Source organism: Geobacillus sp. G4 (assembly GCF_040327975.1).
Taxonomy (GTDB): Bacteria; Bacillota; Bacilli; order Bacillales; family Anoxybacillaceae; genus Geobacillus; species Geobacillus thermoleovorans.
On sequence record NZ_JBEPJY010000001.1, the window covers coordinates 151192 to 168891 of the forward strand.

The following is a 17700-nucleotide window of genomic DNA, read 5'->3' on the forward strand; positions in this document are numbered from 1 at the left end:
GTTTTCTCTCCCCTCATGGCTCTTTTTCAAAAAAGCGGCGCAGTTTCCAAAGCGCTTTCGCATGAATTTGCGAAATTCTTGATGTCGACAAATGCAAAAGGCTCCCGATTTCTGTAAACGTCAGCTCCTCTTTGTAAAACAAACTGATGACGAGCTGCTCTTTTTCATTCAGCTGTCCGATGGCTTCAGCCAGCTTTTCGATCATTTCCTGCTTAACGATTTGCTCCTCGGGAAGCGGAGCGCGGTCGTCGCGAACCGCCAACAGTCCTTCATCTTCGTCGACGGTCGTCTGCCCGAGCGGCAGCCAATGGGAAAAAAACGTTTCACTCGCCGCCGCCTGCACTTCCTCTTCCGTCATCCCGAGCTCAGCGGCGATCTCTTTCGCCGTCACCGATCGCATGTGCCGCTGTTCAAGCCGCTCGATCGCTTCCTCAATTTTTTTTGCCTTATCGCGCATGCTGCGCGGCAGCCAGTCTTCTTTGCGCAAACCGTCTAAGATGGCGCCGCGGATGCGGAACGAGGCGTACGTGTCGAACTTCAAATCACGCGATGGATCAAATTTCTCCAACGCATCGTATAAGCCGACGAGTCCAAGGCTGACGAGCTCATCCTTCGGCACGGAGCTCGGCAGCGTCGCCGAAAGCCGCTGCACGTGGTAGAAAACAAGCGGCATATAGCGCTGCACCAGCTCCTCGGCCGCGTGACGGTCGCGGCCATGGATCCATTCATCCCAGTATTTCCGTTCTTCTCCTTTTAGCGCGCTTCCCATTATTCTCCCCCTTGCCTTGCGGAAACGGCGCATCCCGGTCATATTTCCTTTATTTCTTGAGCGGCGGTGCGGATGGAGAGCACACCCGTCTGCGGATTAAATTCGATCGTGCGGCCGCTATGGCCCCCGACATCTTCGGCGACGACCGGAATGTGAAGCCGCTCGAGCTGCTTTTTCACTTCCTCCACATTGCGCGCGCCAATGCGCATCATATCGCCGCCAACTGTCGAAAACGAAAACATTTGCGCCCCGCCGGCCAGCTTCGCTTTCAGCATCCCTTTCCGCCCGCCAGCGGCAATGACAAGCTGAACGAGCGCCTCGACCGCCGTATCAGCGTATTTGGCCGCATTGATGACTCCGCCGCGCGCCATCGAGGAATGCGGAAGCATGACATGCGCCATGCCAGCAACCGCCTTGCCTGCATCGTAAATGACGACACCGACGCACGACCCAAGCCCGCACGTGCGGATGACATTCGGCGCTATGACGACCTCCATTTCCGCAATGCCGATTTTGACAGCCTGCGCTGTGCTCATAGACCATCCACACCTAGTGCTCGAAAGATGGTGGAAAACGACTCGGGGTCAGGTAGAAGAAAGAAATGGCCGTTGATGCTTTCGTCCGGGCGCCGTTCATCGTAAATGGCTGTGTCAATCAAAATGGCGTAATCGCCAACACGCGACAGCTCAAGCAATCCGAACGACAGCACAGCTCCAATCATGTCGATGGCCAATGCCGGCACGGACGGGTGCAAGTTGAGCCGCGTAAAGTCAGCCAATGCCGACAAATACGAGCCGGCTAAAATATTGCCGAGCTCCTGAAGCGCCGAGCAGCCAAGCTCATGGGCTTCTCCTTGAAACGAAAACGAGTCATCGCCAATCATCCGACGGACAAACCGCTCAGCCTGTTCCGGCGGCAACACGAAAAACATGTTTCCCGGCGCTTCTCCTTCGATGCGCAAATAGACGCACGCCACTACTTGTTCCGGTCCACCGATTGATTCCATCATTTCGGCAAACGTCGCAATTTGAACGCGCGGCACCGCCATTTCAATTTTTTTGTTTAGCAACGTCGACAAAGCCGTCGCCGCGTTGCCGGCGCCAATGTTGCCGATTTCGCGCAAAATGTCAATATGCATCCCCGTCAAGTTGCGAATATCGTCCAATGTCAACGCTCCTCTCCACGGATTATCGGTCGAGCACTTTCGCCAAATCGAGCAAAATGAGGAGCCGATTCTCCACTTTCGCCACGCCGTCGATGTAACTTGCCTCAACGGAGCCAATTGCCTCTGGCGGCGGTTCGATGCTTTCCGCCGGCAGATCAAGGACATCATTCGCGGCATCGACGATGAGCCCAACTTCCATATCCTCAAGAGCAACGATAATGATCCGCGTCTGTTCCCCATATGGTTCGGGGGCAAACCCGAACCGCTCGCGCAAATCGATGATCGGCGTCACAACACCGCGCAAGTTGATGACCCCTTTTACATAATGGGCCGTCCCCGGCACGCGCGTGATCGGCTGCATTTTCTCGATGGAACGGACATGCTGCACCGGCAGAGCATATTCTTCTTCTTTCAGGCGAAACGCAATCACTTTCCAGTCTGCTTGCACGCTGGCCGTCATCCAATCCTCCCCCTTTTTTTCGACATGCCACTGAAAACGGCAGATCAACGCCATAGGCGCCCCCGCACCGACACGGCCATCTCCTACTTCACGAGCGCGTTGCAGTCGATAATCAGCGCCACTCGGCCGTCTCCCAAAATCGTCGCCCCCGAGATGGCGAAAACCGAAGATAAATAGTTTCCTAGCGATTTCAACACGACTTCTTGCTGCCCGATAAACGAGTCGACCGCCAGCGCCGCCAGTTTTTCCCCTTTCCGGACGATCACGACCGCCACCGCATCTCCGTCATCGGCTGCTCCAGGAACAGCGAAGACGTCTTTCAGGCGGACGAGCGGCACGATTTTGCCGCGAAAATCGATGACCGGCTGGTTGTGGGCGGAAAAAATCTCTTCCTTTTTCACCAGCGCCGTCTCAATGATCGATGACAGCGGAATCGCGTACGTTTCCTCGGCGATTTGAACGAGCAACACAGAAATGATCGACAATGTGAGCGGCAGCTGAATCGAAAAGAGCGACCCTTTTCCAGGCTGCGAATCGACCGAAACGGTGCCGCCGAGCGACTCAATCGTGCTTTTGACGACATCCAAACCGACGCCGCGGCCGGAAATGTCAGAAACTTGCTCAGCGGTCGAAAAGCCGGGAGCGAAAATAAGCTCGTAAATTTGCTGATCGTTCAAATGCTCCGCCGCCTGCGGCGAGACAATGCCGCGGCTTTTCGCCTTTTGCAGCACCTTCTCCCGGGAAATGCCGGCGCCGTCATCCTCGATTTCAATAAAGACATGGTTGCCGCTATGGTACGCTCGCAATTGAACGGTCCCTTCTTCCGGCTTTCCGCGCGCCACCCGGACGTCCGGCGCTTCGATGCCGTGGTCGAGCGCATTGCGGATCAAATGGACAAGCGGGTCGCCGATTTCATCGATCACCGTCCGGTCAAGCTCGGTATCCGCGCCGATGATGTCAAGGCGCACCTTTTTGCCGAGCTCGCGGGCGAGCTGGCGCACCATGCGCGGGAAGCGGTTGAACACCGTTTCGACCGGCACCATGCGCATATTTAAAATGATCGTCTGCAAATCGCTCGAGATGCGAGACATCCGCTCGACCGTTTCCGTCAATTCGGCATGGTTCAGTTCGCGGGAAATTTGCTCAAGCCGACCGCGGTCGACAACCAATTCTTCAAATAAGTTCATCAACCGATCGAGCCGTTCAATGTTGACGCGGATCGTTTTCGTCGCCTGTTTCGCTGTTTGTTTTTCCGGCGCCTCCGCTTCGGCCTGAACGGCCGCCGCCTGCTCCATAGCGGCCGGTTGTTGGGGCGCAGCCGCTTTCTCGCTTTCTGCCGACGGTTCATTGCTCGATAGCATAGACACCTTGACGTCATCAATTTCCGAAATGCCCATCAGCCGCTTTTGCAACTCATCGGCTGGCGCTTTGGATACAACCGTAACGAGAAACTCCCGGTCAAACTGTTCTTCCTCCAGCATCTCGACCGGCGGCGTTGCTTTCACAATTTCTCCGACTTCATTCAGCTGTTCAAACACCATATAGACGCGCGCTGCTTTCAACAAGCAATCATCGCGAAGCCGAACGCGGATTTCGTAGACGGAAAATCCCTGCTCCTTCGCCTGCTCGAGCACATGGTATTCAAATTCCCCATACGCATGTTCAAGGGGCGGTTCTTCTCTTGCTGCCTGCTTGTTCGGCATCTCCCCTTGCTCGATTCGTTTCAGCTGTTCGACTGTTCTCCTTACATCGCGCGTTCCGTCGCCGCCTGCAGCGATGGAACTGATCATCGCCTCCAAATGGTCGACGGCCTCAAAAATGACGTCAAGCAATTCCGGGGTAACGGAAAGCCGCCGATTGCGGATGCCATCGAGCACGTTTTCCATTTGGTGCGTCAAATTGGCCAAATCTTCAAACCCCATCGTGGCGGACATGCCTTTCAACGTATGGGCCGAACGGAAAATATCATTCACCACAGACATGTCCTCCGGAGTTTTTTCAAGTTCCAACAGCCGCTCGTTGATCGCCTGCAAATGCTCTTTGCTTTCATCAATAAATAAATCCAAATATTGGCTCATGTCCATGCCGTTTCCCCCTCACTCCCCGATCAATTGGACGATGGCAGCGGCGATGCTGTCAAGCGGAACGATGACATCAACGACGCCAGCCTCGATCGCCGCTCTTGGCATCCCAAAGACAACGGCTGTCTCGCGCGCTTCCGCGATCGCTTTTGTGTTCCCGCTTTCCTTCAGCTTTTTCAACCCCGCTGTTCCGTCGCTTCCCATCCCGGTCATGATCACCGCGATTTTCCGACAGAGGCGAATGGCAGCGAGCGACTCGAACAACACGTCAACAGCCGGACGATGGCCGGCGCGCGGCGGCGATTCGTCGAAACGGGCTTTAAGCGCGCCGCCTTCTTCGCGAACGATGAGATGGACGCCGCCTGGCGCGATATAGGCGGTGCCATTTTGCAGCACTTCCCCGTCTTCCGCCTCCTTGACCGTGATTGCGGCAAGCGCATCAAGCCGGTTGGCGAGCGATGTCGTAAATCCTTTGGGCATATGCTGGACAGCGACGACCGGAGCGGCTAGATCGGGCGGAAGCTGCGTCAGCACCGTCTCGAGCGCGCGCGGGCCGCCGGTGGAAGTGCCGATCGCGACGATGGCCTGTTGCGGCCGCGCCGCCGCTTTGAACGATGGGCGCCAAGACGGACGTTGGCGGCGCGGGGCAGTCAAGGCAGCCACGTTCGCTTCGCTCGCGTGCAGCACTTTGCCAATCAGCTCGTCTTTCACTTTGTACAAATCGAGCGAAATCGGTCCGGACGGCTTAGCGACAAAGTCGACCGCCCCGTACTGCATGGCGGCGATCGTGTTTTCCGCCCCTTCGGTCGTCGTGCTTGACACCATGACGACCGGCACGGGATGGTCCCGCATGATGCGCTGCAACGTTTCGAGTCCGTTCATGACCGGCATTTCCACATCAAGCGTCACGACATCCGGCCTTAGGGCGGCGATTTTCTCGAGCGCCTCCCGGCCGTTGCGAGCTGTTCCGATGACTTCGAGGCGCGGATGTTCGGACAAAAAATCACTGATCCATTTGCGCATAAACGCCGAGTCATCGACGACAAGCACCTTGATCGTCTTCATGTTCCGTCTCTACCTTTCTAGCAAAAGTTGACGCAGCTTCGCAAAAAAGCGGGGAGCCCGCTCCGGCTCTTTTTCTCCTCCCGCCGCATAGCGGCATGCCATTTGACGCACTGCCCGGCTCGCCTTCGCCGCTGGATCAAAGAGAACAAACGGCGTTTGCCGGACGACACAGCGCGCGACCATCCGGTCTTCAGGAACGACGCCAAGCAAGGCGATGTCTTTATGGAAAAACCGACTGGCGGCATGCTGCAGGCGCGAAAAGACGCCATATCCTTCCCGCTCGCTGCCGGCGCGGTTGACGATGACGGAAAACGGAGCCTCGCTGCCGGCGGTGTGCATATATTTCATCATGGCGTACGCATCCGTCATCGCGGTCGGCTCCGGCGTCGTGACAATAAACACATCGTCGACGGACTTTAAAAAATACAATCGTTCTTCTGAGGCACCCGCCCCCATATCGAAAATGAGATAATCATATCGCGACGCCACCGTCTGCAGCTCGGCCAACAAATAGTCGATAGCGGATCGATCGACACTCAACCATTGCGCGGCGCCCGTCCCCCCAGCAATATACGATAGATGCTCCGGTCCGCTTTTTACCAGCTCGGAAAGCGGCAACCGCGCGGAAAACCAATCCGAAAGCGTCAATGGCGACGACTGACCGAGCAAAATGTCGATGTTGCCCATGCCGATGTCCATATCAAGCAGCAAGACGCGAAACCCGAGCTTCGAGAGCGACAGCGAAAAATTGAGCGAAAGGTTTGACTTGCCGACTCCGCCTTTCCCGCTCGTCACCGCGATGGTCCGCGGCCCCGCCGCCGGCTGGCGCCGGCGGCCCAGCTCATAGCGCAGCCGTTCTGCTTGATCGCTCACCATCGCTCCGCCCCAAACAGCAGATGAACGAGCCGGTCTGCGGACGCTTCCACCATGTCGTCCGGCACATTTTGCCCGTTCGTGAAATAGGCGGCGGCAAGCCGGCTGTCAAGCAACACATTGACGATCGTTCCAAACGAGTCCGTCTCATCGAGCTTCGTCACGATCAGCCGATCGATCGGCAGGCGGGAAAAGTGGTTGTAAATCATTTTCATATCGTCATACTTTCCCGTGGCGGCGAATACAAGAAACGTTTCCGTTTCGCTGTCAAACTCGAGCGTTTGCTGCAGTTCATCCACGTATTGCGGGTTGCGGAAGTTGCGGCCAGCCGTATCGACGAACACGAGATCGCAACCGGCCAATTTCCGCTTCGCCGTCCGAAAATCGTCGGCATTGTAGCATACTTCCAACGGAGCGTGCAAAATGTCGGCATACGTCTTCAGTTGGTCGATGGCGGCGATCCGGTACGTGTCGGCCGTGATGAACCCGACTTTTTTCCCTTGCTCGAGGACGGCGCGCCCTGCCATTTTGGCGAGCGTCGTCGTTTTTCCAACCCCGGTCGGACCAAGCAAAATCATATACTTTTTTTGCTCCGCCGTTTTGACAAACGGAAGCGTCGACAATAGATCGCGCACCGCTTCTTTCGTCCAGGCGGAGACCGCAGCGGGCGACCGGCTGTCTTTGTCGGCATACCACCGTTCAAGCAGGCGATCCATCACTTGGCGGACGTACACATCCGCCATCCCTTGCCGAACGAGACGCCGTTCCGCTTCCGCAAGCGGCGGAGGATACAAAAGCGAAGACGAGCGGGCGTTGAACTGACGGATGAGCGCCTTGACTTCCTCGATCTCACGGGCAAGCGAGCCGTCTTCCTCCCGCTCGGCCGCCGGCAAAGGGGCAAAGGACGCAGCACTCGGCTGACGCGTCAAAGACGCGGCGGCACTCGGCTGACGCGTCAAAGACGCGGCGGCACTCGGCTGACGCGTCAAAGACGCGGCGGCATCCGGCTGACGCGGCGGCAGTGGATCCGGATCAACGCCGGCCAACACTTCGATCTTTTTTTTCGCAAACAGACCGAAAAATCCGCCGGTCTGCACGACTTTCGAGTGCAAAATGACGGCGTCGCGGCCAAGTTCGGCGCGAACCATTTTCATCGCTTCGTTCATGGACGGGGCGACAAATTTTTTCACTTTCATTCGATTTCCACCATCCCCACGCTTTGAACTTCGACATCCGCTTCAAGCTCGTTGTACGACAGCACCGGAACAGTCGGAAAATGGCGCTCGGTCAGCTGGCGGACGTACATGCGCACCGCCGGGGAGCAGAGCAAAATCGGCGTCTGGCCGGCGAACGGATAGCGTTCAAGCGCCGCGGCGACCGCTTCCACAAACGCCTGCGCCCGCGCCGGCTCGAGCGCCAAATAGCGGCCATGCTCTGTTTGCTGCACGGCGTCGGCGATCGTTTTTTCCGCTCTGCCCGACAGCGTAATGACGCGCAGCGGCTCGCCCGGCACGGCGTACTGCGAGGTGATTTGCCGCGCCAACGCTTGGCGGACGTATTCCGTCAACAAATCGGTGTCGCTGGTCAGGCGGGCAAAATCGGCAAGCGCCTCAAAAATGAGCGGCAAGTTGCGGATCGACACTTTCTCTTTCAATAGCTTGGCGAGCACTTTTTGCACGTCGCCGACAGACAACGGATTCGGCGTCACATCGTCGACAAGCACCGGATACGATTCTTTTAAATGATCGATCAGCTGTTTTGTTTCCTGGCGCCCCAGCAGTTCGTGGGCATGGGCTTTCAGCACCTCCGTTAAGTGTGTCGAGACGACCGATGGCGGGTCGACGACCGTATAGCCAAGCATTTCCGCCCGGTCTTTTACGGTCTCGGAAATCCATTTCGCCGGCAGACCAAACGCCGGCTCGATGGTGTCAATGCCATCAATCGAATCGTCGTCAACCCCGGGGCTCATCGCCAAATAATGGTCAAGCAGCAACTCGCCGCGCGCCACTTCCTCGCCTTTGACTTTGATCCGGTATTCATTCGGCTGCAACTGGATGTTGTCGCGAATGCGCACAACCGGGATGACAATGCCAAGCTCGAGCGCGAGCTGCCGACGGATCATGACGATCCGGTCAAGCAAATCCCCGCCTTGATTGGCATCAGCGAGCGGAATGAGCGCATAGCCGAACTCAAATTCAATAGGATCGATATGCAACAGTTGGATGACGCTTTCCGGGCTTTTCAATTCGTCGGCGGCCGCCGCCTCCTCTTCCGGAGCGGCCAATGCCGCTTCTTCTTGCTTTTGCCGCTCGATAAATCGGTAGCCGCCAAGCGCCAGCAACCCGGCAATCGGCATCGTCAACAAGTCGTTGATCGGCGTAAACAAGCCGAGCAGGAAAATCGTTCCTGCCGTGACGTACAACATTTTCGGAAACGCGAACAGCTGGCGCATAATATCGCCGCTCAAGTTGCTGTCCGACGCCGCCCGGGTGACGATGATGCCGGTCGCCGTGGAAATCAACAGCGCCGGAATTTGGCTGACGATTCCGTCGCCGACCGTCAAAAGCGTGTAGCGCTTCGCCGCCTCCGCCATCTCCATCCCTTGCTCAACGACGCCGATCACCATGCCAAACAACATGTTGATGACGACGATAATGATGCCGGCGATGGCGTCGCCTTTCACGAACTTGCTCGCCCCGTCCATTGCTCCGTAAAAGTCGGCTTCTTGCGCCACTTTTTCCCGCCGCTTTCGGGCTTCTTGCTCCGAAATCATGCCGGCATTTAAATCGGCGTCAATGCTCATCTGTTTGCCGGGCATCGCATCGAGCGTAAAGCGGGCCGCCACTTCAGAGACGCGCTCCGCCCCTTTGGTGATGACAACAAACTGGATGATGACCAAAATCAAAAACACGACAAACCCAACGACGACATCGCCGCCAACGACGAACGTTCCGAACGTTTCAACGACGCCGCCCGCCTCCCCTTTGCTTAAAATCGAGCGGGTGGTTGACACATTCAGCCCGAGCCGAAACAGCGTCAGCACTAAAAGCAATGACGGAAAAATGGAAAACTCAAGCGGCTCTTTCGTGTTCATCGCCGTCAGCAATACAAGCAAGGCAAGGGAAATATTGATGATGATCAATACGCTCAACAGCCATGTCGGCAGCGGGATGACGAGCATGGCGACGATGAGCACGACAAGAAACAATACGGATAAATCTTTGATTTGCGCTTGCATTGTTTTCTCTCCTTGTTGCTACACGTTTCCTTTGAGCCGATAGACGTACGCCAAAATTTCCGCCACTGCCTTAAAAAACGCCTCTGGAATCATATCGCCGACTTCCGTCTGGCGGTAGAGCGCCTGCGCAAGCGGGCGATTTTCGACAGTCACGACGCCATGGGTTTTCGCCACTTCCTTGATTTTCATCGCCATATAATCCGCCCCTTTCGCGACGACGACCGGCGCTTCCATCTTGCCGTCTTCATACTTGAGGGCAACGGCGTAATGCGTTGGGTTGGTAATGACGACATCCGCGTTCGGCACTTCCTGCATCATCCGCCTCATCGCCATCTCGCGCTGTTTTTGCTTGATGCGCGATTTGATGAGCGGATCGCCTTCCGTCTTTTTGTATTCATCTTTAATGTCCTGTTTGGACATGCGGATGCTTTTTTCAAATTCAAACCGCTGATACAAGTAATCAAACAGCGCTAAAAACAAGAGCGCCCCCGCGGCGTACAGCCCCATTTTCACCGTCAAGCCGCCGACGACAGTCAAAGCCTCACCCGGCGTCTTGGAAACGAGCGCCGCAAGCTCGCTTCGTTCGGCCAACAGCGCCGCGAACACGACCGCACCGATGATTCCAGCTTTTAACACGGATTTCAACAGCTCGACCAAGGCGCGCAACGAAAACAGCCGTTTCATTCCTTGCACGGGATTGAGGCGGTTCCAATCCATTTTTAACGGTTCAACGGTGAACAAGGCGCCGATTTGCAAAAAGTTGGCCAACCCAGCCGCCAGCACTGCGGCGGCGAACAGCGGCGCCAAAAGCAAGGATGCATGGGAAAGCCAGTCAAGAAACAGCCGGTGAAGCGAGTCAACCGTCAACGAAGCGGACGCATAATCGGACAAGGCGCGGGCGAACAACCGCAGCAGACCGTCCCGCTCGTACGCCCCGGCCAAGGACAAAGCAAGAAATGAAGCAAGCAGCACGGAAGCGGAGACGACATCACCGCTTTTGGCCACCTGTCCTTTTGCCCGCACTTCTTGCCGTTTGCGAGGCGTCGCCTTTTCCGTTTTTTCCCCAGCGAAAAATTGCAAATCGAGCCGCCACTCGCCCATCTTATCCGCCCCCCAACAGCCGCATCAACTCGCGCAACGAGGCAAACATGAAGTGAAATACGCCGCGCGCCGCGAGCAATATTCCCCCGACTGCCGCCAACAGGAGCAAAAACGCCGCCGCCGTTTTGGCGGAAAAGCCGACCGCGAAAATGTTCATTTGCGGCACCGCGCGGGCGATGATGCCAAGCGCCACGTCGACTAAAAAGAGCGATCCGACAAGCGGGGCGGCCATTTGCACAGCGGCGGCAAACATGGCAGCGAACACCCGCACGACGTACTCCACCGCCGGCCCATCGGCAATGTGCGGCAAGCGGTCAAGCGGCAGCCAATGATAGCTGTAAAACATGCCGTCAAGCAGCAAATGGTGCCCGTCAAGCATAAGCAAAAGCAAAAGCGCCAGCAAATGAAGATATTCGCCAAGCAGCGGGCTTTGCGCTCCAGTTTGCGGGTCGATGACGTTGGCGATGGCAAACCCGATTTGAAAATCGATCAAGCCGCCGGCGACTTGCACCGCCGCCATGAGGATCGCTGCCAGCAACCCAAGCGCCAGTCCGACGAGCGCTTCTTTTACGACAAGCAATACATACACGCCGTCAAGCGCCAACACCGGTTTGGGCATCGCCCAAAACAACAGCCAGCTGAACAAAAACGCCAATCCGGCTTTATACGAAGCCGGCACGGTCCGGTAGGAAAACAACGGCATCGCCGCGAAAAACGAAGCAGCGCGGACAAAGACGAGCAAAAACGCCGGAAAATAAGTCCATACTTGTTCCATCGCCGATCAGCCTATAAACGAAGCAAGATTGTTGAAAATATCGTGCGCGTACGACACCATTTTCGAGAGCATCCACGGCCCAAAGAACACAAGTCCAAGCAAGACGGCGACGATTTTCGGCACAAACGCGAGCGTCTGCTCTTGAATTTGCGTCGCCGCCTGAAAAATGCTGACGACAAGCCCGACGGCAAGGGACAACAACAAGAGCGGCCCGCAGACGACAAGCACGATATACACGCCTTGTTCAGCAAGGCGGATGATGAAATCGGCACTCATAAACGCCACCTATCTTTATTGAAAACTTTGCAACAATGATTTGACGACCAAATGCCAGCCATCAACAAGGACAAACAATAAAATTTTAAACGGCAGCGAAATCATCACAGGCGGCAGCATCATCATCCCCATCGACATTAAGACGCTGGCGACGATCATGTCGATGACTAAAAACGGAATAAAAATCATAAAGCCCATTTGAAACGCCGTTTTCAACTCACTGATGGCAAACGCCGGCACGAGCGCGGTCATCGGGATGTCGTTGATCGTTTTCGGCTGTTTGGCGCCGCTGTATGATAAAAACAGCGCCAAATCTTCCTGCCTTGTGTATTGGCTCATAAACTGCTTCAGCGGAACAGCCGCCCGTTCATACGCCTCCTCCAAATCAATTTTGTCGGCAAACAGCGGCTGCAATGCCTGATCGTTGATGTCTTTCCAAGTCGGCGCCATAATGAAAAACGTTAAAAACAAGGCGAGCCCGACGAGCACTTGGTTCGGCGGCATCTGCTGCGTGCCGAGCGCCGTGCGCACAAACGACAAAACGATGACGATGCGCGTAAAACATGTCATCATAATGAGAATGCCGGGAGCGATCGACAAAACGGTGAGCAGCAGAAGAAGCTTCACCGCTGTCGACACGTGCTCGGGAGCCATCGAATCAAACATATGGACAAATTCACTCATCGCCCGCCGTCCCTTTCTTCTTCAACCGATTGAGCCACTCGTTTCGCTTTTCGGCCATTTGCTTCATCTCCTCAGCCAACAGCGCCGAAAACGATGACAGCGAACCGCTTTTCCGCTTTGATTTCGCCGTCCACTCACCGCGAAGGAGGGAGCCAAGCCGGCCGAACTCCGCCATCCGTTCCAACCGTTCGCGATGCTGCGCTAACAGCTCATGGATTTCATCTTCGTCTTCAATTTCCTTAAGCAGCTGAATCGAATCGCCGACGCCGATGACGAGCAGCCGGCGGCCGACTTTAATCAGCTGCACAGAGCGGTTCGCCCCGACGCTTGTTCCCCCAAGGTGCTCAATGGCGCCTTTTTGGCCGGAAACGAACAACTGACGGCGGGAAAGCCATTGAAACAGCGCATAAAGAAGGAAGAGAACAAAGGCGGTCGCGCCGATGAGCCGAAGCACATCGAAAGCGGAAACCGCATCAGCGGCTTGATTCGCTGTCTGTTTTGTCTGTTGCCCGGAAGGAGCTGACTTCCCGCATGAATCGGGATGCTGCAGGCAGTCGGCGACCGTCGGGCTTTGGGCGGCCAATGCCGGCACCGGCCCCAAAGCGATGGCTGCTGCCAGCAAAACGGCCGCCCAGCGCCAAATTGCCATAGTTTCCACCTCTGATCGCTCACCCGATCGTTTTGTTGATCGCTTCGATGACGCGGTCCGCTTGGAACGGCTTGACCACAAAATCTTTCGCCCCGGCTTGAATGGCATCAATCACCATTGCCTGCTGCCCCATCGCGGAGCACATAATGACTTTGGCGTTGCTGTCGATTTTTTTAATTTCCTTGAGCGCCGTAATCCCATCCATCTCCGGCATCGTAATATCCATTGTCACTACATCGGGCCGCGTTTCCTTGTATTTCTCGATCGCCTGCCGCCCATCGGCCGCTTCGGCGACGACTTCATGTCCGTTTTTCGTCAAAATGTCTTTAATCATCATGCGCATAAATGCTGCATCATCAACGACAAGCACTCTTGCCATGTCCCCTTACCTCCCAAACGCCTGTTTATTTTAGCCGTGTTAGCCGATCGCTTTGGCTGATGATGTCCGTGATGCGGACGCCGAAATTTTCATCGATGACGACAACCTCTCCTTTCGCGATCAGCTTGTTGTTGACAAACACGTCGACCGGTTCGCCGGCCAGCTTATCGAGCTCAATGATCGATCCAGTCGACAGCTGCAAAATTTCCTGCACCGATCGCTTCGTCCGTCCGAGTTCAACCGTCACCTGCAGCGGCACATCAAACAGCAGCTCCAAATTGCGCGCCTCCGTTGCCGCAAGCGGCGGGGCATCGAACTCGACGAAATCGGCGGTTTGAATATGCCGAGCGGTTGCACCATCCCTATCCTTGTCCGCGCGCCCAGCCGACGGTTCATCCGTCGAGCGGCTCGCCGCTTCTGAAACGGCCGCACCGCCGTTCGCCTGAGCGTAAGTCGGAACAGGCTGCGGCTCGCTAAACGGCCGCGCGTCCGCCGACGACTTGAGGTTAACTTCCGCAGCCCCCGGCTCCTCAAGCGGCGAGCCGAGCAATTGGGCAACCAATTCTTTCGCGAAATCGACCGGCAGCAGCTGCATAATGCTTGAGTCGATCAACTCGCCGATTTTCAGCCGAAATGACACTTTAATGAGAAAATCTTCGTCCGGCAAATATTCCATCCCTTTTCCTTCCGCCAAATCAAGCAGGTGGAGCGTCGGCGGGGAAATATCAACCCGCTTGCCAAAGACGGTCGACATCGACGTCGCCGCTGAGCCCATCATTTGGTTCATCGCTTCTTGAACAGCGCTCAGCTGAATCTCTCCGAGCGGACCATCGGCCGCCGTTCCGTCGCCGCCAAGCATTAAATCAGCGATAATCGCCGCGTCTTTCTGTTTAATGACCAACAAATTTGTCCCGAGCAGCCCTTCCGTATAGTTGACTTGGATGGCGACATATGGCTGCGGAAATTCATCAGCGACGCTTGTGCGCTCGATCATGGACACGCTTGGCGTCGTAATTTCCACCTTTTGGTTCAATAACATCGACAGTGCAGTGGCCGAACTGCCGAATGAAATATTGCCAATTTCCCCAAGGGCATCTTGCTCGAGCGGGGTGAAAATATCGTGGAGCGCCGGAACGTGATCGCTATTGTCCATTCCGCGCAACAAAGCATCAATTTCATCCTGCGACAACATTCCATCATTCATCATGGTCGTCTTCGTCCCCCTCGATCATCGCTAAAATTTGCACCGCCAGCTTTTTGTTCCGCTTCCCCGGCTGGCCGATAAACTTTGGAATATGGCCGATTTTGACCACGAGCGGCTCATGAATCGACTGCTCGAGCTGAATGACATCGCCGGCCTCGAGTTGAAGAAATTCATTGACCGTGATGACCGCCGTTCCCAGTTCAGCGATAATCGGCAATTTTGCCGCGCGGATGCGCTGTTCGATCCGTTTCGCTTCCTCGGGGGAACGCTCCTTTTTTTGCGCCTGCATCCAGTAATGCACCGACAGCCGCGGCATAATCGGCTCCAAGACGACATGCGGAATGCACACATTCATCATGCCGCGCGCTTCGCCGATTTGCGTGTTGAGCGAAATGACGACGACGGTGTCGTTCGGCGCAATCATGCGCAAAAACTGCGGATTGACTTCAAAATCGACAAAGAGCGGGTCGACTTCCGCCACCGATTCCCAAGCGTCGCGCCAATGGACAAACGCCTTGTCAAACAAATTGGACATGATGCGTGTTTCAATCTCAGTCAAATGCTCCACTTTATCCATGCCGACGCCGCGCCCGCCCATCACCCGGTCAAGCATGGCGTAAGCGATGTTCGGGTTGACTTCCAAAAGGACATGCCCGCCAAGCGGCGGCACCTCAAAGACATTGATGATCGTCATTTTTGGGATGGAGCGGACAAATTCTTCGTATGGAATTTGGTCGGCCGATGCGACCGAAATTTGCACATATGTGCGCAACTGGGCGGAAAAAAACGTTGTCAGCAGACGGGCGAAATTCTCATGAATGCGCGTCAGGCTGCGGATTTGATCTTTGGAAAACCGGAGCGCCCGCCGGAAATCATACGTTTTGACGCGTCGGCCTTCCTCCTCTTTTTTCAGCTCCTCCGCGCTCATCTCCCCTGCAGAAAGCGCAGCGAGCAACGCGTCAATTTCGCTTTGCGACAATACTTCCCCGGCCGTCATTTCATCTTCCCCCCTTCCAATGACAGGGCTACTGGAGGATAAAAGAGGTAATGTAGACGTTCTCCACTCTCCCTTCTTGCATCAATCCGTTGATCTCGCGCTTCAGCCGCTCTTTCAGCGCCGTCAGCCCTTCTTTTCCTTTAAAGTCGGCCGCTTTCATCTGCGAAAGTTGCTCGATGATCACGTCTTTCATCTGAAAATCGCGTTTCTCCGCCTCTTCTTTTCCTTGATCGCTGTCTGTTTCAATTTTAAATGAGATTTTAATATAACGCCCGTCCGCTAAATTGGTGGTCATTTCCGGAATGTCGATCGATCGTTCCGCCAGTTCATCGGCGCTTGGCGCCCCTTGTTTTTCCGCATGCCCCATCTTCATCACCGCGACAAGCGCCGCCGTTCCGGCCAAGGCGATGACCGCCAGCACAATGATCATCGTTTTGATTGCTTTATTCCCTTTCACTGTCCAATCCTCCTGCTTTCGGTAAGCGAAACACACCAAGCTGCCGGTAAAATTCGCTCGCTCGTGCAGCCACTTGCTCGACCGTTTCGCGCACGACGAATTTTTTTCCGTTCGTCAGCGTCACGGTCGTATCAGGAAACGCTTCAATTTGTTCGATGTACAACGCATTGAGCACAAACCGTTTCCCGTTGAGCTTCGTTAACGAAATCATCGGCCAGCAGGCGCAAGACGCCGCTCACGCCCTACCTCCTATTCTATTTTTTCAAGTTGACAAGCTCTTGCAAAATTTCATCCGATGTCGTAATGATGCGCGTATTCGCCTGGAAGCCGCGCTGGGCGACGATCATCTCCGTGAATTCCTCGGCAAGGTCGACGTTGGACATCTCAAGCGCGCCGGAGACGATCGTTCCTGTTCCGTTCGCTCCCGGCGCCCCTGTCGTTGGCGTTCCAGAGTTGGTCGTTTCGCGGAACAAGTTGTTGCCGGCTTTTTCTAATCCGTCATTGTTTGCAAATTTGACCAGCTGAATCGTGCCTATCAGCTGTAAATTCCCAGAAGCATCGATGATGTTGACCGTGCCATCGGCTCCGATGCTTAAACTTTTCGCATTAGAAGGAATTTTCAAACTCGTGATTTTCCCAGTCGAATCAGTTCCAAGTAAATATTGACCATCGGCATTGACAATAGAGCCTTGCGAATCGAGATAAAAATTCCCCGCTCTCGTATACATGCGATTGTTGCCGGACGCATCGCCGACGATGAAAAACCCGTCGCCGGAAATGGCCAAATCGAGCACACGGCCGGTCGTTTGCAAGCTGCCTTGCGTATGGACGGTGTCGATCGCCGCCAGCTGCGAACCGAGCCCGACCTGCTTTGGATTCGTCCCGCCGCGGCCGGCATTGGGCCCGCTTGCTCCAGAAATCGTCTGGCTCATCAAATCTTTGAAAATCGTTCGTCCTTTTTTAAACCCGTACGTATTGACATTGGCAATGTTGTTGCCGATGACATCCAACTTCGTTTGAAAGTTGCGCATGGCGCCGATTCCGGAATACATGGAACGAAGCATCGGTTCCCTCTCCCCTTTTATCCTTTTTGTTCGACTTTCACGACCGCATCCGCGGCAATCGTTGTCCCGTTATCAAGCCCAAGAGTCACTTGGCCGTCTTTTTGCATGACCGATTGAACGACGGCGCTCATTATCGTCTCGCCGTCTTGCCAGTGCACCGTTTTGCCGATCCATTCGCTGTAGCGCAAAAGCGCATCGCGGCTTGACGCTTGCATCCATTGCTGCATCAAATTGGCGATGCTCATCATTTGCTCAAGCGAGGAGAAGCTCGCCATTTGCGCGATAAAGTCTTTATCTTCCATCGGATTGAGCGGGTCTTGGTTTTCTAGCTGAGCGAGCAAAATTTTGAGAAAGTCGTCTTTTCCTAAAATTTGATTGCCCGTTTTCCGTTCCGGCTGAACCGCGTTTGCCAGCCATAAGCTTCCATCAATCGCATTCGTTGTCATCCTCGTTCTTTTCCCCC

Annotated in this window: 21 protein-coding genes; all 21 read right to left on the minus strand. The window is 55.4% G+C overall.

What is annotated here, in order from left to right; genetic code table 11:
* Positions 1-13 precede the first annotated feature (13 nt).
* A complete protein-coding gene (locus tag ABS784_RS00710; protein WP_011230746.1) occupies positions 14-769 on the minus strand; it encodes a FliA/WhiG family RNA polymerase sigma factor in 756 nt (251 codons plus the stop codon).
* Positions 770-807: 38 nt separating this feature from the next.
* Entirely contained in the window at positions 808-1305 is a 498-nt protein-coding gene (locus ABS784_RS00715) for a chemotaxis protein CheD (RefSeq protein WP_011230745.1), read from the minus strand.
* Positions 1302-1934 carry a chemotaxis protein CheC gene (locus ABS784_RS00720; RefSeq protein ID WP_011230744.1) on the minus strand — a complete coding sequence of 211 codons (633 nt, stop codon included), beginning with the start codon at positions 1932-1934 and terminating at the stop codon, positions 1302-1304. The genes ABS784_RS00715 and ABS784_RS00720 overlap by 4 nt, the downstream gene beginning before the upstream one ends.
* Before the next feature lie 22 nt (positions 1935-1956).
* Positions 1957-2394 carry a chemotaxis protein CheW gene (locus ABS784_RS00725; protein ID WP_011230743.1) on the minus strand — a complete coding sequence of 146 codons (438 nt, stop codon included), beginning with the start codon at positions 2392-2394 and terminating at the stop codon, positions 1957-1959.
* Positions 2395-2477: 83 nt separating this feature from the next.
* Entirely contained in the window at positions 2478-4478 is a 2001-nt protein-coding gene (locus tag ABS784_RS00730; RefSeq protein WP_021322275.1) for a chemotaxis protein CheA, read from the minus strand.
* A 12-nt stretch (positions 4479-4490) separates the two neighbouring features.
* The gene (locus tag ABS784_RS00735) at positions 4491-5540 is read right to left on the minus strand and encodes a protein-glutamate methylesterase/protein-glutamine glutaminase (protein ID WP_081130467.1); all 1050 of its coding nucleotides are present in this window, start codon (positions 5538-5540) and stop codon (positions 4491-4493) included.
* A 9-nt stretch (positions 5541-5549) separates the two neighbouring features.
* Positions 5550-6416, minus strand: coding sequence for a MinD/ParA family protein (locus tag ABS784_RS00740; RefSeq protein ID WP_021322273.1), 867 nt, complete (start codon positions 6414-6416; stop codon positions 5550-5552).
* On the minus strand, positions 6410-7609 hold the full coding sequence (flhF, locus tag ABS784_RS00745) for a flagellar biosynthesis GTPase FlhF (RefSeq protein ID WP_042380514.1): 1200 nt from the start codon (positions 7607-7609) through the stop codon (positions 6410-6412). The genes ABS784_RS00740 and flhF overlap by 7 nt, the downstream gene beginning before the upstream one ends.
* On the minus strand, positions 7606-9651 hold the full coding sequence (flhA, locus tag ABS784_RS00750) for a flagellar biosynthesis protein FlhA (protein ID WP_011230738.1): 2046 nt from the start codon (positions 9649-9651) through the stop codon (positions 7606-7608). The genes flhF and flhA overlap by 4 nt, the downstream gene beginning before the upstream one ends.
* Positions 9652-9669: 18 nt before the next feature.
* Entirely contained in the window at positions 9670-10752 is a 1083-nt protein-coding gene (flhB, locus tag ABS784_RS00755; RefSeq protein WP_352511115.1) for a flagellar biosynthesis protein FlhB, read from the minus strand.
* A 1-nt stretch (position 10753) separates the two neighbouring features.
* Positions 10754-11527: a flagellar biosynthetic protein FliR gene (gene fliR, locus ABS784_RS00760; RefSeq protein WP_023634337.1), complete on the minus strand. Its 774-nt coding sequence runs from the start codon at positions 11525-11527 to the stop codon at positions 10754-10756.
* Positions 11528-11533: 6 nt separating this feature from the next.
* Positions 11534-11803, minus strand: a complete 270-nt coding sequence (fliQ, locus tag ABS784_RS00765; RefSeq protein WP_011230735.1) for a flagellar biosynthesis protein FliQ — start codon at positions 11801-11803, stop codon at positions 11534-11536.
* 15 nt (positions 11804-11818) lie between these two features.
* On the minus strand, positions 11819-12487 hold the full coding sequence (gene fliP / locus ABS784_RS00770; protein WP_013145748.1) for a flagellar type III secretion system pore protein FliP: 669 nt from the start codon (positions 12485-12487) through the stop codon (positions 11819-11821).
* Positions 12480-13136 carry a flagella biosynthesis regulatory protein FliZ gene (fliZ, locus tag ABS784_RS00775; RefSeq protein WP_011230733.1) on the minus strand — a complete coding sequence of 219 codons (657 nt, stop codon included), beginning with the start codon at positions 13134-13136 and terminating at the stop codon, positions 12480-12482. Before fliZ ends, fliP begins: the two co-directional genes overlap by 8 nt.
* 19 nt (positions 13137-13155) lie before the next feature.
* Positions 13156-13515: a response regulator gene (locus ABS784_RS00780; RefSeq protein WP_033025091.1), complete on the minus strand. Its 360-nt coding sequence runs from the start codon at positions 13513-13515 to the stop codon at positions 13156-13158.
* Between the two features lie 25 nt (positions 13516-13540).
* The gene (fliY, locus tag ABS784_RS00785) at positions 13541-14722 is read right to left on the minus strand and encodes a flagellar motor switch phosphatase FliY (protein ID WP_023634335.1); all 1182 of its coding nucleotides are present in this window, start codon (positions 14720-14722) and stop codon (positions 13541-13543) included.
* A complete protein-coding gene (fliM, locus tag ABS784_RS00790) occupies positions 14712-15716 on the minus strand; it encodes a flagellar motor switch protein FliM (RefSeq protein ID WP_011230730.1) in 1005 nt (334 codons plus the stop codon). The genes fliY and fliM overlap by 11 nt, the downstream gene beginning before the upstream one ends.
* Positions 15717-15744: 28 nt before the next feature.
* On the minus strand, positions 15745-16173 hold the full coding sequence (gene fliL, locus ABS784_RS00795; RefSeq protein ID WP_011230729.1) for a flagellar basal body-associated protein FliL: 429 nt from the start codon (positions 16171-16173) through the stop codon (positions 15745-15747).
* Positions 16160-16384: a flagellar FlbD family protein gene (locus ABS784_RS00800; protein ID WP_011230728.1), complete on the minus strand. Its 225-nt coding sequence runs from the start codon at positions 16382-16384 to the stop codon at positions 16160-16162. The genes fliL and ABS784_RS00800 overlap by 14 nt, the downstream gene beginning before the upstream one ends.
* 43 nt (positions 16385-16427) lie before the next feature.
* Positions 16428-17237, minus strand: a complete 810-nt coding sequence (gene flgG / locus ABS784_RS00805; protein ID WP_352511120.1) for a flagellar basal body rod protein FlgG — start codon at positions 17235-17237, stop codon at positions 16428-16430.
* 17 nt (positions 17238-17254) lie between these two features.
* Positions 17255-17683, minus strand: coding sequence for a flagellar hook assembly protein FlgD (flgD, locus tag ABS784_RS00810; RefSeq protein WP_352511122.1), 429 nt, complete (start codon positions 17681-17683; stop codon positions 17255-17257).
* Positions 17684-17700 lie beyond the last annotated feature (17 nt).